The sequence below is a fragment of the Streptomyces vastus genome (assembly GCF_039532825.1).
In the GTDB taxonomy this organism is placed as follows: Bacteria; Actinomycetota; Actinomycetes; order Streptomycetales; family Streptomycetaceae; genus Streptomyces; species Streptomyces vastus.
Map to the genome: position 1 here is coordinate 35,114 of NZ_BAAASJ010000041.1, position 21,006 is coordinate 56,119.

Consider the following 21,006-nt stretch of genomic DNA (forward strand, 5'->3'; position numbering starts at 1 on the left):
ACATGCCCGTATGACCCTGCCCAGGTCCATGTTCATGTCCAGCTCCGGCACCACCACCGGTGCGCGGCGCAGCGGTCTGCTCTCCGAGCTGGCCACCGAGTCGCGCCGCTGCATGGCCCTGTACGCCCTCCTCAACCAGGCCGTCGCCGACCAGCTGAACCTGCACCCCACGGACCTCCAGTGCCTCAACCTGCTCAGCCTGGAGAGGGGGCCGGTCACGACCGGACGCGTCGCCGAGCTGACGGGGCTGACGACCGGATCGGCGACGCGGCTCGTGGACCGGCTGGAGCGGGCCGGGTACGTCGTACGGCAGCGGGATGCCGGCGACCGACGACGCGTACTCGTGGCGACCGTGCCCGAGAAGGCCGAGGAGTTCGGCCGGACGTGGCGGCGGCTGAGCGGCGACTGGTACGGCCTCTTCGAGGAACTCGGGGACGACGAACTCGCCCTGCTCATCGGTCACATGAGACGGACGGCGGAGTTCACGGCGACACAGACCGCCAGGTTGCGGAGCGGTGCGCCCGACTCCCTCGAAGCCGAAGCCGAAGCCGAAGCCGAAGCCGAAGCCGAAGCCGAAGCCGAAGCCGAAGCCGAAGCCGAAGCTGAAACCTAGGCCTGGGCCTCGGCCTGGGAAGCCTCCGCGTCGTACCGCTCCCGTGCCTCGATGACCTCCTCGATGTGCAGCTCCGCCCAGTCCTTCACCGCCACGAGGAGGCTGCAGAGGTTCATGCCGAGCGGAGTGAGTTCGTAGTCGACGCGCACCGGCACGGACGGCGTGACGGTCCGCGCCACGATCCCGTCCCGTTCCAGTGCGCGCAGCGTCTGCGTCAGCATCTTGGGGCTGACCCCCCCGATCCTGCGGCCGAGGTCGCTGTAACGCATGGGCCCGGAGGCGAGCGCGGCGACGACGAGGCTGACCCACTTGTCGCTGAGGCGGGCGAGGAGTTGGTTGGTCGGGCAGGACCGGAGGAAGGCGTCGTACTCGATCCGTGCCTGCTCACGCCGCTGGGCTGCCGTCTTGGTGGCCATGGCTCGTCGCCTCCGGATACCTCTGGGTGACGTACGCACTTCCAGGTGCCTACTTACGAAAGGATAGTAGCTCTTCCTAGGGTTGTGGCAACGGGATGGATAACCGACCAAATCACCTGTAAATGGGGAGAGTTCACATGCGTGCAGCACGTGCAGCAGTGGTTACGGCCTTCGGCGGTCCGGAAGCCGTGGAGATCATCGACATGGACCTGCCGAAGCCGGCCGCAAGGCAGGTGCGGATCAAGGTCGCGGCCGCCGCGCTCAACCCCGTCGACGCGGAGGTGCGCGCGGGCGCCTTCGGCGGCGAGGGCCGGCGGCTCGGTCTGGGCTGGGACGTGGCCGGGACGATCGACGCGGTCGGGACGGACGCAGCGGACGGGGCGGCGACGGGCTGGAGCGTCGGCGACGAGGTGATCGCGCTCCTGTTCGCCATGGGCGCGTCCCTCGGTACGCACGCCGACTACGTGATCGTGGACGCCGACGCGGTGGCAAAGGCGCCCACCAAGGTCGACGCGGTGCACGCCGCCACGCTCCCGCTGAACGCCCTCACCGCCGCACAGGCCCTGGATCAACTGGACATCCAGAAGGGCCAGGAACTCCTGGTGACGGGCGCGGCGGGCGCCGTCGGCGGTTACGCCGTCCAGCTCGCCGCCCACCGCGGTATCTCCGTGACCGCCCTGGCCCGCGAGAGCGACGAGGAGCTCGTACGTTCCCTGGGGGCGGCCCACTTCGCGTCGTCGGGCGGCGTCGAGGCGGGCAGCGTGGACGCGGTGCTCGACGCCGCGATCCTCGGCGAGGCCGCACTGGAGTGGGTGCGCGACGGCGGCGCGTACGTCGGTGTCATTCCGCAGGCCGCCCCCGCCCCCGTACGCGGTGTGCGGACCGGCGCGGTGTCGGTGACCCCCGACGGGGCGCGCCTCGCGGAGCTGGTGGCGCTCCTGGACGAGGGGGTGCTGACGGCGCGGGTGGCCGAGACGTACGCCTTGGGTGACGTGGTCAAGGCGCACGCCCGGCTGGCGGAGGGCGGCCTGCGGGGACGTATCGTGCTCGTTCCTTAAGCCCCCTGTCCCCCTTACGCCGCCTTAAGGTCTGTGCGCCTGCGCGTACGCCGCCGGGGGCACACCCACCGTCGCCGTGAAGTCGCGTACGAGGTGGGCCTGGTCGGCATAGCCGAGGTCGGCGGCGAGGGCGGCCCAGTCGATGTCCGACCGGGTGCCGGCCAGTTCCAGGGCCTCATGGAACCGGTAGCGGAGGATGATCCACTTCGGGCTGACGCCGACATATGCCGCGAAGAGGCGTTGCAGCGCCCGTACGGACATGCCCTCCGCGCGGGCGAAGTCGTCGACGCGGCGTACAGTGCGGTTCGCGCGGATGCGGGTGACGAGGTCGATGGCGAGGTCGGCCTGCGGGTCGGGGGCCGGGGCGAGGGAGATCAGGAAGGCGTCGAGCGCGGCGATCCGGGCGGCGTCGTCGGCGGGGCTCACGACCTGGCGGGCGGTGTCGCGTCCGGCCTGCACGAACACGTCCTGGACGGGCAGTACGCGGCCCGTCCACCGCGACACGGGCACGTCCGGTACGAACGGCCGGAAGCCACCGGGCCAGAACTTCGCCCCGCACACCCGCCCCCGCCCCGCCAGCTTCCTGGTGAACAGCCCGAGCGCGACACCGTGCACCTCGCCGTAGGGCGGGGCACCCTCGTTCTCGTCCCCGTCCCACTGGAAGGAGACGTTGACGGACGGGTGCGGGACGACCTGGGAGACGTACGGCTCGGGCAGGTCCCAGTCGATGAACCAGTACGTCTCGACGTGGCGCCGCAGCGGCTCGGCGGGCTCGTGACGACGGAACCGTACGCGGGTCAGGAGCCCGGAGGGGTCGACGATGCCCCGGGTGTCGCGGATGCCCCCGACGTGGCGGGTCCCGCGGTTGTCGGGGCGGGGTACGGCCATGTCCGGATCGTATGCCGTCGCGTTTCTTCAAGAGGAGGCTGCGGGACGTTCGTACGGTCGTCGCATGGACACGAACCAGGCTGTGAACCCGCGGACGTACGCCCTCGGAGATCTGCTGGCGACGGCGGCCGAACGGGCCGTGCCGGTGATCCGGGCACTGCCCGACGAACGGCTGGCCGACCCCACGCCATGCGCCGACTACGACGTGAAGTCCCTGGTCAACCACCTTCTCCACGTGGCCGTGCAATTCCAGAACCTGGCCGTCAAGAAGGACTCGGACTTCACCGCGACCCCTGACTACATCGCCGCGGATCCCGCCTGGAGGGACCGCTTCGCAACCGAGGCGCACCGCCTCGCGGCAGCCTGGTCCGCACCGGGCGCCGAGGAGGGCACGACCGGCGCCATGAACATGCCCGCCCGGATCGTCGGCTCGCTGGCCCTGCTCGACCTCACCGTCCACGCCTGGGACCTGGCCCGCGCCACGGACCAGGAGTACCGGCTGAACGACGCCGCAGACCCAGTACTGGACCAAGTCACCGCAACGGTTGGGGAGATGGCACCAACCGCCCGCGCGATGGGGATGTTCGCGACTCCGGTACGGGTACCGGACTCCGCGTCACCGCTCGACCGCTTGCTCGGGGAGACGGGACGTGATCCACACTGGAGCCGGCCGGCTGCTTGAGCCCTCAGCCGGGTTCAGGGGGCGGAGTCCTCCGGCTTCGCGACGGGGTGAGCTTGGGGAAGAAGCACCCGCCGCACCCTCCGCTTCCACTCCTCGATCCGCGCCCTGCGCCGCACAGCCCTCAGTTCCCTGAACAGCCCCTCATAGCGCGCCACGATCGGCTCGGCGTCGTATCGATGCGCGCTCTCCAGCGCCGCCCGTCCCATCTCCCGTCGGGCGGACTCGTCCGCGATCAGGTCGAGCATCGCCTCCGACAGGGCGCGGGCGTCGCCCACGGGGACGAGGCGGCCGTTGACGCCCTGGGTGATGATCTCGGCGGGGCCGAGGGGGCAGTCCGTGCTGATGACGGGCACGCCGCAGCGCATCGCCTCGACGAGCGTCATCCCGAACGACTCAGCGTCCGAGGCGCTGACCACGAGCGAGGACTGGGCGAACTCCGCCTCGATGGGGGTGCGCGGGCCCATGAGCTGGGCGCGGCCGGTCAGGCCGAGGCCGTCGATCAGCGACTGGAGCTTTTCCTTCTGGGCCCCGCCGCCATAGATCCGCAGCCGCCACTCCGGCTCCTTCGCGGCGACCGCCGAGAACGCCTCGATCAGCAGGTCGAACCGCTTGCCGGGCACGAGCCGGCCCGCCGCCGCGATCACCTTCGCGTCCCCGGTGGAGGGGGCCACGCCCTTCGGCGCCGGCACGATGTTCGGCACGGACGTGACCCGTACGCCCGGCAGTGGCATCCTCTTCCGGTACACCTTCGCGTCCGCCTTCGTCGTCGTCACGACAGCGTCCAACCGGCCGTATTCCTCGGCCAGTACGGCCCGCAGCCGCTTGCTGTGCGCATCGTGACTCAGGTGTTCCTGGCCGATGCGCAGGGCGCGGGGAGGGGCGAAGCGGGAGACGTAGACGTTGACTCCGGGGCGGGTGCCGATGACGACGTCCGCGTCGCTGTTCGCCAGATAGTCGCGTACGCGAAGGTCCGTCAGGCGGTTGTACTTCTTGTACCGCTTGTCGGAGGAAGGGAAGTCGGTCGCCGGCTCCGCGTGCAGGGGGTCCGCGAGGTCCGCGCTGCCCTCCCGGGTGTCCACGAGCGGTACGAGCGTGATGCGGGGGTCGACGTCGAAACGCGGCACGTCCCGGTGGCGTGACATCGACACGATCGTGACCTTGTGCCGGTCGGCGAGCGTCGAAGCGAGGTTGAGTGTGGTGCGGACGGTGCCCCCGATGGCGTAAGCGTTGTGCAGCAAGAACACGATCCTCATGCGTTTCGCGGCCTTCCTACGCTTCATAAGGTGCGTGCCTTCCCCGTCGCGGCTCACCGCCCTTGGTCCACGGGAGACAGTGGCCGGGCGAGGTAAGCCACCGGTCCCAGCGGGGTGAGAACCGGGTAAGAGACCCGGCGTACCCCTGCTCATCAGGTACTACGTATCCCAGGCCTTGGCAGACTGGTCGCGTGCCCCACACCGTGCTGCTCGCCGAGGACGACCGCGCCATCCGCCACGCCCTGGAACGCGCCCTGACCCTTGAAGGGTACGAGGTGACGGCCGTCGCCGATGGCGTGGAGGCACTCGCGCAGGCCCATCGCAGGCCGCCGGACGTACTCGTGCTCGACGTGATGATGCCGGGCATCGACGGCCTCCAAGTCTGTCGCGTCCTGCGTGCCGAGGGCGACCGTACGCCGATCCTGATGCTCACCGCGCGCGTGGAGACCGCCGACCGCATCGCCGGCCTGGACGCCGGAGCCGACGACTACGTCGTCAAACCCTTCGACGTCGACGAGGTGTTCGCCAGACTCCGGGCACTGCTGCGACGCACGGACCTTCCCGTCGGCGTACCCGAGGAACAACAGCCCATGCCCGGCGCCCAACTTGCCGTGGCAGGGCTGCGCATCGACGCGCCGGCCCGGCGCGTCTGGCGCGGGGAGCGTGAGATCGAGCTCACCCGTACGGAGTTCGACCTCCTGGAACTCCTCGCCCGCAACGCGGGAATCGTCCTCGACCACTCCACGATCTACGACCGCATCTGGGGCTACGACTTCGGTCCCGGCTCCAAGAACCTCGCGGTGTACGTCGGTTACCTGCGGCGCAAGCTCGACGAGCCGGGCGCGCCCGCCCTGATCCACACGGTGCGGGGCGTGGGGTACGTACTGAGGGAGGACTGAGTGCCTTCCGCGGCGCGGCGGTTCGCGAGGCCGCGGGGGCTGTCCTCGTTGCGGGCCAGGTTCGCGGTCTCGTTCGCGCTCGTCGCCGCGGTCGTGACCGTACTCGTGGGATTTCTCTCGTACGACGCTGCCGCCCGTCTCGTCCGGGTGGACCAGCAGACCGTGTTCGAGGACGTGGTGCGTGACCTGCGCGCCCAGGTACGCCAAGACGCCCTGACGCCCGAGGACTTCGCCGCATCCGACACGACGGACGGCGGCCCGCGCGAGAACCTGATCCGGCCTAGCGGCACGGTCGTTCAGGTCCTCGTCCCCGACGGCACCGTCGTGGACGCCGGCAGCGCTCCGCTGCCGGCCGACGCAGACGACCGGCGGGCCGCGTCGGCATCGACCGCCGGCCGGCTGGCGGAACACCGCGACGTCGAGGTCGGCGGCGAGGTGTACCGGATCGCGACTGTCGCGCTCGGCGGGGGCCGGGGTGCGGTGCAGGTCGCGCAGGAGTTCTCCGGCACGGAGGACCTGCTGCGCGAACTCCAGCAGCGGACCGTGCTGTTGGTGGCCGCGGTCGTGGTCGCCGCGGGCCTCTTCGGCTGGTGGCTGGCCCGCCGGATCACCTCCCGCCTGGTCCGGCTCGCGGGCGCCGCCGAGGACGTGGCCCGCACGGGCCAACTCGCCACCCAGGTTCCGGTCACCGGCCGCGACGAGGTGGCCCGCCTGGGCCGCTCCTTCGACCGCATGCTCGGCCGCCTCGCCCAGTCCGAGGAAGACCAACGCCGCCTCGTCCAGGACGCGGGCCACGAACTCCGCACGCCGCTGACGTCCCTCCGCACCAACATCTCGATGCTCCGCCGCATCAACGAACTCCCGCCCGCGGCCCAAGAGGAACTGGTGGCGGACCTGACCCATGAGTCCCGCGAACTGACCGACCTGGTAAACGAGTTGGTCGATCTGGCGGCGGGCCAGTCCGCCACCGGGCCGCCCCAGCGGGTCGCCGTGGCCGACATCGCGGAGGACGTGGCGGTGGCGGCCCGCCGGAGGACAGGGCGCGAGACCGTCGTACGGGCCGCCGGCGAGACGACGGTGAACGGCCGCCCGGCGGCGCTGCAACGCGCACTGTCCAACCTGGTGGAGAACGCGGCGAAGTTCGACCGGGGAGGGACGGCCCCGATCGAGATCGCGGTGATGGGCGACGACGGTGGCGGCTTGGTCCGTATCGAGGTCCTGGACCGGGGTCCCGGCATCGCGGAGGAGGACCTCGAGCGCGTCTTCGACCGCTTCTACCGGGCGCCGGACGCGCGAAGCCTGCCTGGCTCGGGGCTCGGCCTGTCGATCGTGCGGGAGGTGGCGACGTCGCACGGGGGTGAGCCGTTCGCCCGGCGGCGGGAGGGGGGCGGCTCGGTGATCGGCTTCACGGTGGGCGCCCTGTAGGGGCGCGGGGCTGTGTCAATGTGCGGCTCCGCCGCTTGGGCGAGACAAGCTGCAGAAGACCCGCAGTCGCCATTCCGCAGGTACCCGCCGAGCTAGTAGTCGCCCCGGAGGGGAAGAATCTTCCGCATGCTGCCTGAAGCCACCCCTGACGCCGCTCACGCCCACCCCAACCCTCTTGGTCAACTCTCGCTCGACGCACTCCGCAGCCGTACAAGCATGAAATGGCGCACCTACCCGGAGGACGTACTACCCCTGTGGGTGGCCGAGATGGACGTCCCGCTTGCGGAACCGGTCGCGCGGGCCGTCACGGACGCGATCGCGCTCGGCGACACGGGCTACCCGGCCGGGACGGCGTACGCCGAGGCGCTGGCGGAGTTCGCCGGGAAGCGGTGGGGCTGGGACGACTTCGCCGTGGAGCGCACGGCGATCGTGCCGGATGTGATGCTGGGCATCGTCGAGATGCTGAAACTGGTGACGGGTCCCGGCGACCCCGTGGTCGTCAACTGCCCTGTCTACCCGCCCTTTTACCTGTTCGTACGGAACATGGACCGCACCGTCGTCGAGGCCCCGCTGGGCGAGGACGGCCGCCTGGACTTCGCGGAGCTGGAATCTGCGTTCGACCGGGTCACCGAGGGCGGGCGCCGCCGAGCCGCGTACCTGCTCTGCAACCCGCACAATCCCACCGGCACGCTCCACACCACCGCCGAACTGACCACCGTGGCAAGGCTCTCCCACACGTACGGCATACGCGTGGTGGCCGACGAGATCCACGCCCCCCTCGTCTCCCCGGGCGCCCGCTTCATCCCATATCTGACGGTCCCCGGCGGCGAGAACGCCTTCTCCCTGATGTCCGCCTCCAAGGCCTGGAACCTGGCGGGCCTGAAGGCGGCCCTGGCCATCGCGGGCCCCGACGCGGCAAGGGAGTTGGCCGAGCTCCCCGAGGAGGTGAGCCACGGTCCCAGCCACGTGGGCATCCTGGCCCACACGGCAGCCCTCCGGGACGCGGGCCCCTGGCTGGACGCACTGCTGCGGGGCCTCGACGAAAACCGCCGGCTCCTGTCCGCCCTTCTGGCCGAACATCTCCCTTCCGTGCGCTACGAGCCCTCCGAGTCCACCTACCTCGCCTGGCTCGACTGCCGAGCCCTGCCCCTCGGCGACGACCCGGCCTCCGCCTTCCTGGAACGCGGCCGAGTCGCCCTGAACTCCGGCATCCCCTTCGGCACCGGCGGCGCAGGACACGTACGCCTGAACCTGGCGACGTCTCCGGAACTGATCACTGAGGCGGTGCGACGGATGGCGGAGGCCGTGACGGTGGCGGTGTGACGGATGGCGGGGGCACCGCCTTCCGGCCGTCGCTCATCCGGGTTCGTGCACGGTGAAGAGGTACAGTCCCGCGTCCCCGGCCACGGCGAGCAGCCGGCCGGAGGAGTCGAACGCTGCGTCTGTCACCGCGCCGTTGGTTCTGATCCAGCAGATGGGGCGCATGTCGGAGAGCGCGAAGAGCCCGACAAGGCCGGGATTGGCCACCAGCGCGGCGTGGGTGTCGTCGGCGGTGATCCGCCAGATGTGGGCGATGCCCGGGGGCGCGTCGCGGTCCGTCACCCATTGCGCGGTGGGGAGCTCCAGCGCCGCCCCGGTCAGCGACCAGGCCGTGAGGGCTGTACGTTTCCAGTCGTTGCTGTGGCCGGCGGCGACCACTCTGTCGCCGCCGGGCGTGAAGCACGCGCTGGAACACCGCCGTAGTTCCTCGGGCGTCCTCAGCTCGGTCGTATGGCCGGAGTCCGGGGCAACCACCCGCAGCGGCTCGAACCAGCGTCCCACGGCGTAGGTCCGCTCATCGGGCGCGAACTCCACCAGCAGCCTGAACAAGCCCGGCGACTCCCATTCCCTGAGGGCGCCCACCTCCTCGGGCCACCGATGCCGCTCCGAGGGATCTCGCTCGCTGAAGGGATGAGCGGCGCACGGTCCCAGACTCCTCCGAGGGTCAAGCGAGAACCAGTTACCGTGGTGCGCACGGCCAGTGTGCGGCCGTCGGTGCTCCACGTGACATGAGAGAGCCCTTCCGCCCACCGGTTGGCCACGGTGCCGCTCGAAGCGTCGGGTCGCCACAGTTTGAGACTGCGTTTGTCGCTGGTGGTGGCGATGGCGGAACCGTCCGGGCGCCATGCCAGGGAATCACTGACGCTGTGATCCACTCCGAGCGTGATCTCCGGCGCCGGTTCCGGAAGGACTCCTTGTGAGAGTTCGGCATCGGCAGGCATCCGCAAGAGATTGAGCACCCCCTCCGGGTCCCGCAGGGCATGACGCACCGCCAGACGACCGCCGTCCGGGGACCAGTGGACGCTGACGTGGTCCTCCTGCCACAGGACCTCCCGCGCCAGTGGATCCACCACGACAGCCGCACCGGGCACGTGCAGCGCGGCGGTTCTCCCACCAGGCCGCCACGCCACACCGTGTCCGCTTCCCCAGAGCGCGGGATGGCGCCAGACCTCGGGAAGCCCCGCGCCGAGAGGATCGGCCCAGCGCAGCAGCATCCCTTCTCCGTCACCGGTGAGACGGGATCCGGTTCCGGCGGTGTGCGCGAGAAGACCGTGCTCGGGATGCCAGTCGAGGGCGTCGCAGCTGCGGAACTCCTCGTCCTCTGCCATCGGGAGGAGTGTGGGCGCAGCACCCGAGCCCGGTCTCCAGAGGCTCACCCTTCCGTCCGTGATCACAGCCAGGCAGTCGGAGTCGGGTGCCCAGCAGAAGCCCGGGGCCCCTGAGTAGCGGCTCCTGCCGGTCACTGCCGTCGCGTCGATCTCCGTCCCCGTCAGCGGGTCGTAGACAGCCAGGCCGTATACGCGAGGCGAGCAATCCTCCCCTCCGGACGCCGTCGCCGCGGGTGGGGGAGGGAAACGGACAGGGTCACTGATGACAACTGCCAGCCGCGTTCCGTCCGGACTCCAGCGGACCCGCTCGACGACCGCACCGTCCAACTCGACGGTACGTACCTGCTCCCAGCTGCCCGTGTCCACGATCTGGAGTTGTGGCCGGTATCCCACCGTGGCCACCAGATGCCCGCCTGGGTGCCAGTCGATGGCGTGGCAACCGCCGCGGCCGTGGACGGTCACCGACCGCAGCAGCGAGTCATGGTCGTGATCAGGCATCGGGTGCAGGGGCACAGCCCCCGCGCCGGTCGAGCCTCCTCGACATTGCGGATCTCCTCCAGCAGCGTCGCCCGCCCGGCCAACCGACTTTCCAGAGTCAGCACGACATCCGGCACGCGTTCGCCGCCCCCTGCGAACAGATGGCCCTCGCGTCTGACCAACTCCAGCAGGGCCCGCGCATAGCCGTCGCCGGGCTCGGCCGCGGCGTACAGCTCCAAGTCGGCCTCCAGGGACGGCGGTCCGAACTCCGTGAGGCGTACGGCGAGAAAACGCATGTCCCGCAGGAGCGCGCCGAGTTCCTCCACTCGTCCGGCCTGCCGCAGATGGAAGGCGAGGCCGGCGACGAACGAGTGCTCTCCTTCCTCCAGACAATGCCATCCCCCCGCGGGGCGCATCCGGTCCAGGACCCTGGCGCTGACCGCAGTCATCTCCTCCGGCTCCATGTGCCGCAGCGCTTCACGCGTGACGTCGTGCAGGCGGAGCCCGGAGGCGAGTTGAGGCGATACGAGCGAGCGGTCGGAGAACCGGTCGCTCTCGGTGCGGACTCGTACCCCGCTCAGGCCCCAGAGACGCTCAAGGAGCCAGTACGGTACGACCTCCCCCTCGGGAAACGCGGCCAGCGAGACGAGTCGGTCCCTGCCGGCAGCCCCGAGGTCGGTGAGGCTCAGCTCCAACGTGCGGGAGATGCCGCGCACCACATCCGCGTCGGAGAGTTCGTCGAGCGTCGCGATGCCGTGCCCGTCCAGTTCACCGACCAGGGCGGTCACCGCGTCGGCTGTGGTCATCGAGTGGCGGCTGACGAGGCTGCGCAGGATCCCCGACAGCATCACGAGCGCCAGCGGCCAGTGCCCGGCCCGCCGCAGCAACGGCATCAGGGGCCCGGTTTCGCCGTGTCCCTGCCCGAGCAGAGCTGATGCCGGTCCTCCACGGAGTACACCGGCTGCACCTCACGCGCGATGATTCCGTGCGCCACCTGCAGCACCGCACGAGCCGCGGCCCGCGGCCCCACCTCGCGCCGTACGCGCTCCACGAGAGCCGCCACGAGGGGCTGCTCCCAGTCCAGCATGGCGGTGGCCCGCGTCGAACCGCCCCCGCCCGCCGCCGGTCCCGGCCGAACCTCGGCACCCCGCCACGGCATCAACAACCGGCTGGTCACCGTTTCCCCTTCACCTCGGCGAAGAGCGCCTGGAGAGCGGCGCGGGGCGGGGTGAGGATGGTGGTGGGGTAGTCGCTTTCTCGGAGGTGGAGGGTGGCGGGGGAGGCGGCTATTTCCAGGCATTCGTTGTCGGCGTCCCCTGCGGAGAACGACGACTTCTGCCACTGAAGGTTCGGGGGCACGGGCTGCCTTTCAGAGTTCCTTGGCGATGCAGCGGATGAGGTCCAGCGAGGGTGCTGGGTCGAGGGCGATGCTGCTGATGCGGTCCAAGCGGCCTCTGTAGCGGTGCAGTTTGGCGTTTGCGTAAATGAAAAGGCTCCCATGACCAGTATCTTCCTGCACGGTGTCGAGCTGGGGCACCTTGGCCACCGACGTAGAACAACGACAGTCCCATCCCCGCAAAGTCGTCAGCCGTGAACGGGATGACTCTGATCGTGACCCACTTCCGCTCGGACTCTTGCAGGATGCGCTCCAACTGCGCGCGGGCCGTCTTGGAGCCACCAACGCGCATGCAAAGCCAAGTTGAAGGAGGCGGAATTCGTGGGCATCGCTGTCCACGAAGACATGGATGCCTGCCCTGGTCCGGCCTACGACAGTGCTCGTCGAACCGTCTCCGTGGCACTGGCCAAAGCATCCGGTGCATGTTCGTCCGTGTACGCTCTCGCCGCTGCCGAGTCCGAAGCGTGGCTCTTGCTGTTTCCCGATGCGTTTCCTCTGCACAGGCCGCCCTGGAAGATCCCCGCCTCGTGGCGGGGCAAAGACACAGGCCGACGCCAGACACCCAAGGAAGACCTCGCAACCGAGCTCCAGTGCCCGCGCTACCGCGAGACTGATGGGCCGGAGATCGCCTCCAAGGCTCTGGCCCACGGACTGATCAACGAGCCCACAGGATCGAACCGTTCGTACAGCGAGTTCGTCGCGGACCTGGCCAAGTGGCCGGTTCCGCCTCGCGCGGTCCGATGAGGAACCTGGGCCGCTTCCGTGTTGCGCGCACGCCGGTCAGTTGCTGCCGGCGAGCTCCCCGCTGAGCGTGCCGTGGATCCGGGCGCTGGGCTCGTTCAGGCCGATGATCTCGACGGTCTTGCCGCGCTGGGCGTACTTGGTCTCGATGGCGTCCAGGGCGGCGACCGACGAGGCGTCCCAGATGTGGGCGGCGGACAGGTCGATGACGACCCTGTCGGGGTCGGTGGCGTAGTCGAACTGGCCGACGAGGTCGTTGGAGGAGGCGAAGAACAGCTCGCCGGTCACCCGGTAGACCACCGTGCTGTTGTCGGGGTCGGTGACGGCGGTGACCTCGGCGAGGTGGGCGACACGCTTGGCGAAGATGACCATTGCGGTGATCGAGCCGACGACGACGCCGATGGCGAGGTTGTGGGTGACGACCACGCACGCGACGGTGATCGCCATGACGGTGATCTCGCCGGCCGGCATCCGCTTGAGCGTCTTCGGGGCGATGGAGTGCCAGTCGAAGGTGGCCGCCGACACCATGACCATGACGGCGACCAGCGCGGCCATGGGGATGTCGGAGACGACCGGCCCGAAGACGATGCACAGCACCATCAGGAAGGCCCCGGCGAGGAAGGTGGACAGGCGGGTCCGGGCGCCGGAGACCCGTACGTTGATCATCGTCTGGCCGATCATCGCGCAGCCGCCCATGCCGCCGAAGAAACCGGTGACGATGTTGGCGACGCCCTGTCCGAGGGACTCGCGGGTCTTGGAGGAGTGGGTGTCGGTGATGTCGTCGACCAGCTTGGCCGTCATCAGCGACTCCATCAGGCCGACCAGGGCCATGGCGAGTGCGTACGGGGCGATGGTGGTGAGCGTGTCGAGGGTGAACGGCACGTCCGGCAGGCCGGGCACGGGGAGGGAGGAGGGCAGGTCGCCCTTGTCGCCGACGGTCGGTACCGCGATGCCGGCCGCGAGCGTGATGACGGTGAGGATGGCGATGGACACCAGCGGAGCCGGGATCACCGTGGTGACCTTCGGGAAGAACACCATCAGCGCCAGACCGGCGGCGATCAGCGGATAGACCGGCCACGGCACGTCCGTCATCTCCGGCACCTGCGCCATGAAGATGAGGATGGCGAGGGAGTTGACGAAGCCGACCATCACGCTGCGCGGCACGAACCGCATCAGCTTCGCCACCCCGAGCGCGCCGAGGACGATCTGGAAGACGCCGGCGAGGATCACGGCGGCGACGAGGTAGCCGAAGCCGTGCTCGCGGTTGAGCGGGGCGATGACCAGGGCGACGGCCCCGGTGGCGGCGGAGATCATGGCGGGGCGCCCGCCGACGATCGCGATGGTCACGGCCATCGTGAACGAGGCGAACAGCCCGACTGCCGGATCGACCCCGGCGATGATCGAGAAAGAGATCGCCTCCGGGATCAGCGCCAGGGCGACCACAAGACCGGCCAGCACCTCGGTACGCCAGACCTTCGGGTCGGACAGCCAGGACGGACGTCGAGGGCCACGCATCCAGGTGGCCGGGGGCAGTGCGGAGGAAGACAAGACGAGGGGAACCTGTCGTGCTCGGGCGCGCCCGGCATCACAGCGTGCGCGCAAGGAGGTGCGGAGGGTGGGGGACTGCGCTCCGCGAGGCGAAGTCAGTGGGCGGCAGCGAAGCGCTCCACGAGGGAGTCGGACGTTGCGGACGCTGCTCGGGGGCGAAGGGTCATGGCGGGCAAGCAGCGGCGACGCCGGGCATCACGGACATGCGCACGCTCTCTCCTGCGAACTGCGAACTGCGAACGACGGACATCGCTCTTCGCCGGGGGCTTCGTCGGCCCCGACGCGGCTGCGGTCACGGGACGACATCCCGCACGATGGGAACGGACACGGCAGACGGCCGACCCAACACCCGGGCAACTCTACCCTAACGTTAGAGTAGAGATTGGCGCGGGCCCCCGCGGCAGCAGCGAATGACGAGAAGGGCGCGCGGCGTGAGCAGCGAGCACATGCAGATCGGCGAGGTCGCCGCACGGACCGAACTGTCGCTGCGCACCATCCGGCACTACGAGGACACCGGCCTCGTCATCCCCTCCGCCCGCTCACAGGGCGGCTTCCGCCTCTACACCGAGTCCGACGTAGCCCGCCTGATGGTCATCCGCCGCATGAAGCCACTCGGCTTCACCCTCGACGAAATGCGCGCCCTCCTCGACGCCACGGACCGCCTGGACTCCGGCGAGGAACTGCCACCCGAGGAACGTACGGAACTGCTGGAGCGAATCCGCAGCTTCGAACAGGCCGCACAACAGCGGGTCGAGGACCTACGCACCCAGCTGGCCCGGGCGGAGGAGTTCGCAGCCACACTGTCCGCGCGCCTTGCGCGGACTCCGGCCTTCTGACCCCGTACATGAAGAAGGCGGGACCCGAAAACCCCGCCCGATCCGCAAGAAACCCCAACTCAGGGCCACACAAGGCAGTACGGCTGATGCCCCGCCTCATGCAACCGATGGCTGAAGTCCTGCCACTCGTGCAGCGATTGGAAGCGGTGAGGACCTGACCTGGGGTTTCTCGGTGGGATGTGCGTTGACCTGCGGAAACGGCTCTCGGTAGTTCTCACTGGTCGACGCCGTTTCCCAGGCTCATGTGCCCTGGATGTGCCCTCCCGGGCGCCGAGGTGTATTGATCACGGGCGTTGCTGAGACTGGGTGGGCAGCATTTCGGGGTCACAGTCGGTGGGCATGCGCGTCAGGGGAGACGGCTCCTGACGATGTCAGGCACAGGTGGCCGGGTTCGACTGTGCACCGCGGGCACGGTGCTGTCGCGGCTTTGGCGGTCTTGGTGTGTCCGGCCAGCTTCTGGCGGAGGCTGTGCAACCGCTCCGAGTCGGTGCCGTCAGGCCGCTGACAGGGCTCTCCGGGGTCTGCCATGCAATACGTGCAGGGCATCAGCAGGCCGTCTTGCCAGGCACGTTGTGCGGCTTCCTCGGCAAGCCGACGTCGTTCGTTCTCGCGGCGGCCTTCTTCGACCTCCTTTGCCGCCTTCGCAGCTCGGACCTTGCTCGCATAAATCGAATATGTCTCGGGGTGGCTGGCGCAGGGACCATGAACCTTGAGGTTCCACCGGCAGGGAGCGTTCTTACGGGTGGGGGCGGCGCATCGGTTGTCGGCAGAGCCCTCGCCATGGTGTGGGCAAGGTTCATGCCGAGTGTCGACCCGACATGCCCGATGCGTGGTGGCTCCCTTGACACCGCACATCCACGGCTCAGCCCTGTCCTCGCCCACATCGGCGAGGAGTACTCGGATGAAGTGTGATGCGTTGCCGCTAGCGATCGCGCGCCAGGCTTGCGGCGTCGCCGTGAAAGTGATCTGGCCGTCGTCCTCAATCGTCGCTGCCACCGTGATTGGCATCGGTGATCCACCTCAACGTAATTCTCGCTCACCGGAATCAACTGGATACTAAGGGTCTGCTGGTGGGTGGCGATCACCCGTCGCCCGTGCAGGTGAATTTGGTGAGCATCGGGCAGCGTCGTTCGCGACGTGCCATGATCAGGCGAATGGGAAGAGCATCGCGCCGTCGCGCTGAAGTGCGGCGCCGACCGGTCAGATCGACGTCCTCTGCAACCCTTCGTCCTCTCTCTCCGGCAGATCTGTCGGCGGTGCGTGATCTGTTGGTCGGGACCGTTGAGGTGCGCGACCTTCGACACCTCGATCTCTACTTGGAGGCGCCGTCGCCAGCCAACCGTTACGGAATCGGCCTGGCGGCGGAAGAAGATGGGGAGGTCGTTGGCGCGGCATGTGGTGCGGGCATCGCACTTGGACTGGCCGGCATGCCGATCTCCGAGGAGGAGGTTCAACACAGGATCGGACTCGTCGACTTCCTCACGGTGCACGTAGAACATCGGCGTCAGGGGCTTGGGGCCAGGTTGCACGATGCCTTGCTGAACGGCCTGCGTGACAGCGGGCACCGGTTGGTACTGGGAAAGATGGCGGCTGACCGACGGGACCTCGTGCCGGTCTATACACATTGGGGCTGGAGCGTCGGAGCACGTGGAGCGGGTGTGGTCGTTGACTTCCTTGGCGACCCAATCGCCCTGGCAGAAGAACCCACGTTGCGCGTGGCATGGAAGTCATTGACACCCGGCGTGCACTTGGCACCCCTCGGGCGGCTGGGCGTTCCTGCAGTCACCGGCGTCTTTTACAAACGTCCGACGACTGCGTAGCGCTGCCGTACCGCTTCCTGATCTGGGAAAGCACCGGTGATCAACCGAGCTTCGAAGAGAAAACCTTCTGCGACTGCGCTGGTTCTAGCGAGGGCTGCCCTGGGTGTGACCTTGGCACGAGACTGGCCAGAGGCTCGGCGCCGAGACGGCGCGCCGCAGAGGAGGTCGGTGTCGCGGACATGAGCGGGTCGGCGAACGTCTTGACCATCGCACACAGCAGATCGGGACGCCACATCGAGGTTGCCTTCCGCGAGGGCGTGCAGGGTCACAGTGTTTGGTGCGGTCGTCGTGCTGATCTCCTGCGAGCTGCGACATCTCGAAGATCAGCCTGTGGCCGTTCGTCTATGCGGGCCTCACTCGGCGCCGAGACAAACCCCCGGACCAGGTCGAACCCGTACACCACTTCTTTGGGCGCAACCGCTGGTCTCTATTTGCGCATGTATCGATGGCCTCGCATATTCGGGTAACCTGAGGTTCAATATTGGAGATTGGCGCGGGAGGAGGTTCAAGTGCTTCATGGTCGCAGTACTAGGTTTCAGCCCGGCGCGGCCGAGCGACAACTGGAGCCTCTGCTGCTTGCGATCGATCGCCGGATAGCAATTACCAACAGTGAGTACGCCGAGGCTAAAAAGCGTCTGAACGTGCTCAGCTCGGCGCTGACTGAAGGTTTTAGCCAAGAGGTTTATATCAATGGCAGTATTGCGCACGGTGACGCCTTAAGCCCGCTAAATGACGTAGACCTGGGTGTTGTTCTTGGTGAGCCTTGGGCTGCTCGTGAACGATGGCGTAGTCCAGAGGCAATCATGAAATGCGCATGCGAAGTCATCGAAACCCTAGCGCGCAAGCGGTATCCCGGAATATCAGCCGAGTTCGCTGGACAAAAGAGGGCAGTTGTAGTTCAGTTCGGAGATGATGCAAGGAAGCCCTATCGCGACTTCACGGCAGATGTGATCGTGGCCCTTGACTATCAAGAAGGGCGAGGGGTCCTAATTCCTAACCTCCAACGTCAAGGGTGGGACAGGTCAGACCCTATCAAGCATAGCGAAATGATACGTCTTGCGAATTCGTCAACCGACCTGTCGTTTAATGCCGTAGTGCGGATCGCGAAACAATGGAATCGCGAGACTGGCCAACCGCTGTCATCTTGGAATATCAAGGCATTGGCGCTGTCGTGCATAACGCGCCCTACGACGCTAACCGAGGGGCTGTGCACCTTTTTCCACTACGCGAATGAAGCTCTGAGTTCGGGTCTCACTCCGGATCCTGCCGGTATTGGGGCACCTATCGGGTTGGAGATGCGACGAAGCAAGGTCCTTGCGCACTTGACTAACGCGTGCGACACCTTCGATAGGGTCATTGAAAATGCCGCATCTGGAAGCCTGCTCGAAACTCGTACGTCACTTCATCAGCTATTTCCGACACTGCACATTTTCCCGGATTGTAAATAAAGGTCTGGACGTTGAATTCGAAGCCGACATCTCGACAGCGCAAGGTTGGAACACGCCCAAACCTGAAGGAGATCGAGAAAAGACGTGTATGGGTTCGATCTGGTGGTCGATGCGCGATTTGTAATAGAGATCTACTCGATGGAAATTTGACCTGCGAAGCGGTGTCACTTGGTGAATTGGCGCATATTGTGGGACAGCAGCAGTCTGCGGCCTCTCCACGCGGATTGATTAACTATCCAACGTCAAAACGAGATCTGGCCGACAATATCGTTCTCGCGTGCGGCGAGTGCCACGCCGAGATTGACGATCCGGCGACTTTGGACATGTTCACCGTGCAAAAGCTCCGCGAAGCTAAGCGCAATCACGAGGAGCGGATCAAGCACGTCACGGGTCTTGGGGGTGATCGGCGAACGGTAGTTCTGCGCATGATTGGACAACTCCGCGGGCGCCCCTTGGAACTTGCACAGAGAACCGCAGTCGAAGCCGTCCTTGCCTCTGGCGACCGCTTCCCGTACTTCAAGCTATCCTATGATCGCTACGGGATTGAAATCGACCTCAGGCAGCTACCGGGTGAATCCTCCACTGTTGACGACGAGTTCGGCGGACAGTCGGCGCCGACTGTCGAGTACTACAGAGCCGCCAAATCTATGATCGATCAAGTCGTCGATAATGCTCTTAATGATGGGCTAAAGAAAGGCCACGTAGACCACGTCAGTGTCTTTGCGTTCGCCCGGCTTCCGCTCCTTGTCTACTTGGGTCGAAAACTGGGGGACGGGTATGGTGTCGATTTCTATCAGCGTCATCAAACTACCGACTCGTGGGTCTGGCCCAACGCGGAATCTCCGGTGGACTTCACCGTCGATATGCCGGAGGCTGCTGCCGGTGCTGAAGCCGTTCTACTGGCAAGTATTTCCGGTACAGTCCATGAAAACGAGATCCCTGAGTCTCTGAAACGCTACCCGGTATTCCGCATCCAACCCATCGATCGAACTCCTGCCGGGGGGATCATTGACTCTAGGGCTACACTCGAAAATCTTCGAGTAACGTTCCGTAAGTTTTTTGGCGAGCTTGAGAAGCGCCACAAGAATATAGTTCGCCTTCATCTCTTTGGTGCCTTACCGATTTCTGCAGCTATCGCATTGGGGCGAGTTCGCGATCCGGTCATTCAGCCCTCGATCGTCACGTACGACCGAGTAGACTACGGTTCCTATCGGCGGGCTCTAGAAATCCGGTAAACTCACTCGTCTGGATTAGCGGCATGACAGTTCTCTCCATATTTCTGCTTTCGCCTGCCAGTGCAGGATGGCATTCTGTCTCAGGTCGCAGTGTGGCGTTCCGTTCGAATGCGTGGCGATTTTGATGCGGTTCCTCGCGGCGTTGTGAGGAGTGCAGCTTTCCTGGCGACGAACAAGACCTACACAATTCGCATCGTCCAGTTTAGAGGCACTCCTATCTTATTGGGTCAAATCTTGGGAAATCGCCCTCGCGAAAGCGCGAGGCTAACGCAGCAGGTCGACGAGGAACTCGCACAAAGTCTTGGCGTCCGCGAAGGCCAGGCAGCACACGTCCTCGGCTGATACGAGGCGCTGGCCGATCCGTGCGGATGAATTGGGCACCTGAGTCAGGTAGTTCTCGTTCGCCGGAGGTCAGGCGGTGCGTCGGCGGACTTGCTTGGTTACGCCTGTGGTGTTGACGCGGAACCGCGCCATTTCTTCAGTGACGCCGTAGGCTTCGGCGATTTCCTCTGGCCTGTGACCTTGCCGTACGGCGTTGAGGAGAAGAGGCCGTGGCAGCATGAGGGTGGCGCCGAGAGCCGTTGCCTGTTCCTCTTCCTCCGGGCGGCAGGTCCGGAAGGGGATGCCGTTGATCTCGTGCACCTCGGCCAGGTCATGTTCAAGGATCAGGTGAGAGAGCTCGTGGGCGATGTCGCTTGCTTCCCTGCCTTTGGCGCGCAGGGGGTTGGTGACGATGTAGGACGCTCCGCTGACGTTGAAAGTCGCGGCCGAGAAGGCGAAGGCTTGCATACGCTCGAGTTCCTCGAGGCGCTGACGCTCAACGAGGCGGTCGGCGCTGACAATCTTCACTCCGAGGTGCTTGGCGAGTACGTACACGTCAAGCCGTCCGTACTGCGGGATGCCGAGCTGACTGCGCAGGTGGAGGGCTTGGCGCTCGGCGTTGGCCTTGAAGCCGCGGGGCAGGGTCACAGCTCACCGGCTTCCACTAGGCGGTGCAGTTCGTCGTTCATGTCGCTCAGCAGTGAGGCGAGCCTTGCCGGAACGCCGGGGCGCAGGAAGGGCGACGCGCGCAGGTGGCATGCCACAGCAGGCTTTGTCGGCCCGCTGTCTTTTGCCAGGGCGGCGTAGAGGTCCCGTAGGACGGCGCTGATTCTTTCGGCAGCCTCGTCGGACAGTCGTGGGTCGGCGCGCAGGTGGGTGATGGCCTGGTCAAGGGGAGAGACCTCGCGGGCCGCGACGGGGGTGAAGAAGCGGCTCGGCGGCAGCCTGAGCCATGCACACAGGGCGGTGAACGATGCGAGGTCAGGCTGTGCGCCAGCTTCGACGCGAGAGAGCGTGCTGAAGCTGACGCCGGCCTTTTCAGCGGCCTGCCGAAGCGACAAGCTGCCTCGGCGTTCTCGCAGCAGGCGGCCGAGTTCGTTGATGTCGAGTCGCTCGACCTCTGTCGGCGTGCCCGGCTCCTCGTCGATCGGGAGCTCTTCCTGGCCCTCGTCCTGCCTCATACCAGCCGAGCATATCTCTCGAACGCCAGTGCCACTTGACTGCAACAACCTCTCGCGCTCAACCTTGTTCCAGTGACTCTCTGCTGCAACAAGCGGGGTGTCGTTTGCCGTGCCCGCGGAC

22 protein-coding genes and 1 pseudogene are annotated in these 21,006 nt (G+C 67.0%); 10 read left to right on the forward strand and 13 right to left on the reverse strand.

Going from position 1 to position 21,006, the window contains the following annotated elements; translation table 11 throughout:
* The first annotated feature begins 34 nt into the window (after positions 1–34).
* Positions 35–613, forward strand: a complete 579-nt coding sequence (locus ABD357_RS20575; protein WP_344391995.1) for a MarR family winged helix-turn-helix transcriptional regulator — start codon at positions 35–37, stop codon at positions 611–613.
* On the opposite strand, the gene ABD357_RS20580 is transcribed toward ABD357_RS20575, so the two are convergent.
* On the reverse strand, positions 610–1,029 hold the full coding sequence (locus ABD357_RS20580; RefSeq protein WP_344391875.1) for a winged helix-turn-helix transcriptional regulator: 420 nt from the start codon (positions 1,027–1,029) through the stop codon (positions 610–612). The genes ABD357_RS20575 and ABD357_RS20580 overlap by 4 nt on opposite strands.
* A 137-nt stretch (positions 1,030–1,166) precedes the next feature.
* Here ABD357_RS20580 and ABD357_RS20585 point away from each other — a divergent pair, with 137 nt between their 5' ends.
* Entirely contained in the window at positions 1,167–2,087 is a 921-nt protein-coding gene (locus ABD357_RS20585; protein WP_344391877.1) for an NADP-dependent oxidoreductase, read from the forward strand.
* 24 nt (positions 2,088–2,111) lie between these two features.
* Here ABD357_RS20585 and ABD357_RS20590 read toward each other — a convergent pair whose 3' ends face one another.
* Positions 2,112–2,975, reverse strand: a complete 864-nt coding sequence (locus ABD357_RS20590; protein ID WP_344391878.1) for a DUF6597 domain-containing transcriptional factor — start codon at positions 2,973–2,975, stop codon at positions 2,112–2,114.
* 64 nt (positions 2,976–3,039) lie between these two features.
* Between ABD357_RS20590 and ABD357_RS20595 the strand changes: the two genes are divergently transcribed.
* Entirely contained in the window at positions 3,040–3,657 is a 618-nt protein-coding gene (locus tag ABD357_RS20595) for a TIGR03086 family metal-binding protein (protein ID WP_344391879.1), read from the forward strand.
* A gap of 14 nt (positions 3,658–3,671) precedes the next feature.
* Here ABD357_RS20595 and ABD357_RS20600 read toward each other — a convergent pair whose 3' ends face one another.
* Entirely contained in the window at positions 3,672–4,910 is a 1,239-nt protein-coding gene (locus ABD357_RS20600; RefSeq protein ID WP_344391880.1) for a glycosyltransferase family 4 protein, read from the reverse strand.
* A gap of 191 nt (positions 4,911–5,101) precedes the next feature.
* Here ABD357_RS20600 and ABD357_RS20605 point away from each other — a divergent pair, with 191 nt between their 5' ends.
* The 3 genes from ABD357_RS20605 (at position 5,102) to ABD357_RS20615 (ending at position 8,557) form a co-directional block, all read left to right on the forward strand.
* Positions 5,102–5,809, forward strand: coding sequence for a response regulator transcription factor (locus ABD357_RS20605; protein WP_344391881.1), 708 nt, complete (start codon positions 5,102–5,104; stop codon positions 5,807–5,809).
* The gene (locus ABD357_RS20610) at positions 5,810–7,234 is read left to right on the forward strand and encodes a sensor histidine kinase (RefSeq protein WP_344391883.1); all 1,425 of its coding nucleotides are present in this window, start codon (positions 5,810–5,812) and stop codon (positions 7,232–7,234) included.
* Positions 7,235–7,360: 126 nt separating this feature from the next.
* The gene (locus ABD357_RS20615; RefSeq protein WP_344391884.1) at positions 7,361–8,557 is read left to right on the forward strand and encodes a MalY/PatB family protein; all 1,197 of its coding nucleotides are present in this window, start codon (positions 7,361–7,363) and stop codon (positions 8,555–8,557) included.
* Between the two features lie 33 nt (positions 8,558–8,590).
* Here ABD357_RS20615 and ABD357_RS20620 read toward each other — a convergent pair whose 3' ends face one another.
* The 7 genes and pseudogenes from ABD357_RS20620 to ABD357_RS20650 form a co-directional block, all read right to left on the reverse strand.
* A complete protein-coding gene (locus tag ABD357_RS20620) occupies positions 8,591–9,103 on the reverse strand; it encodes a hypothetical protein (protein ID WP_344391885.1) in 513 nt (170 codons plus the stop codon).
* Between the two features lie 1,237 nt (positions 9,104–10,340).
* Positions 10,341–11,252, reverse strand: coding sequence for a hypothetical protein (locus ABD357_RS20625; protein ID WP_344391886.1), 912 nt, complete (start codon positions 11,250–11,252; stop codon positions 10,341–10,343).
* Positions 11,252–11,536, reverse strand: a complete 285-nt coding sequence (locus tag ABD357_RS20630) for a hypothetical protein (protein ID WP_344391887.1) — start codon at positions 11,534–11,536, stop codon at positions 11,252–11,254. Before ABD357_RS20630 ends, ABD357_RS20625 begins: the two co-directional genes overlap by 1 nt.
* Positions 11,533–11,718 carry a DUF397 domain-containing protein gene (locus ABD357_RS20635; protein WP_344391888.1) on the reverse strand — a complete coding sequence of 62 codons (186 nt, stop codon included), beginning with the start codon at positions 11,716–11,718 and terminating at the stop codon, positions 11,533–11,535. The genes ABD357_RS20630 and ABD357_RS20635 overlap by 4 nt, the downstream gene beginning before the upstream one ends.
* Before the next feature lie 10 nt (positions 11,719–11,728).
* Positions 11,729–11,905 (reverse strand): Scr1 family TA system antitoxin-like transcriptional regulator, encoded by a 177-nt coding sequence (locus ABD357_RS20640; RefSeq protein WP_344391998.1) that lies wholly within the window; start codon positions 11,903–11,905, stop codon positions 11,729–11,731.
* Positions 11,906–11,981: 76 nt separating this feature from the next.
* Positions 11,982–12,179, reverse strand: a pseudogene (locus ABD357_RS20645) (hypothetical protein); the annotation flags it as partial.
* 356 nt (positions 12,180–12,535) lie between these two features.
* On the reverse strand, positions 12,536–14,044 hold the full coding sequence (locus tag ABD357_RS20650; RefSeq protein ID WP_344391890.1) for a SulP family inorganic anion transporter: 1,509 nt from the start codon (positions 14,042–14,044) through the stop codon (positions 12,536–12,538).
* A gap of 431 nt (positions 14,045–14,475) precedes the next feature.
* On the opposite strand from ABD357_RS20650, the gene ABD357_RS20655 reads away from it, so the two are divergent.
* Complete coding sequence (locus ABD357_RS20655) at positions 14,476–14,880, forward strand: MerR family transcriptional regulator (protein WP_344391892.1); 405 nt, start codon at positions 14,476–14,478, stop codon at positions 14,878–14,880.
* Positions 14,881–15,204: 324 nt separating this feature from the next.
* Here the strand turns inward: ABD357_RS20655 and ABD357_RS44780 are convergent, their stop codons facing one another.
* Positions 15,205–15,888, reverse strand: coding sequence for a zinc finger domain-containing protein (locus ABD357_RS44780; protein WP_425584944.1), 684 nt, complete (start codon positions 15,886–15,888; stop codon positions 15,205–15,207).
* 248 nt (positions 15,889–16,136) lie between these two features.
* On the opposite strand from ABD357_RS44780, the gene ABD357_RS20660 reads away from it, so the two are divergent.
* From ABD357_RS20660 to ABD357_RS20670, 3 genes are all read left to right on the forward strand, one after another.
* Entirely contained in the window at positions 16,137–16,700 is a 564-nt protein-coding gene (locus ABD357_RS20660) for a GNAT family N-acetyltransferase (protein ID WP_344391894.1), read from the forward strand.
* Between the two features lie 509 nt (positions 16,701–17,209).
* Positions 17,210–18,148, forward strand: a complete 939-nt coding sequence (locus ABD357_RS20665) for a hypothetical protein (RefSeq protein WP_344391896.1) — start codon at positions 17,210–17,212, stop codon at positions 18,146–18,148.
* Positions 18,149–18,294: 146 nt separating this feature from the next.
* Complete coding sequence (locus ABD357_RS20670) at positions 18,295–19,383, forward strand: SAVED domain-containing protein (RefSeq protein ID WP_344391897.1); 1,089 nt, start codon at positions 18,295–18,297, stop codon at positions 19,381–19,383.
* 411 nt (positions 19,384–19,794) lie between these two features.
* On the opposite strand, the gene ABD357_RS20675 is transcribed toward ABD357_RS20670, so the two are convergent.
* A complete protein-coding gene (locus ABD357_RS20675) occupies positions 19,795–20,352 on the reverse strand; it encodes an ImmA/IrrE family metallo-endopeptidase (protein WP_344391899.1) in 558 nt (185 codons plus the stop codon).
* Positions 20,349–20,885, reverse strand: coding sequence for a helix-turn-helix domain-containing protein (locus ABD357_RS20680; protein WP_344391900.1), 537 nt, complete (start codon positions 20,883–20,885; stop codon positions 20,349–20,351). The genes ABD357_RS20675 and ABD357_RS20680 overlap by 4 nt, the downstream gene beginning before the upstream one ends.
* Between the last annotated feature and the right edge of the window lie 121 nt (positions 20,886–21,006).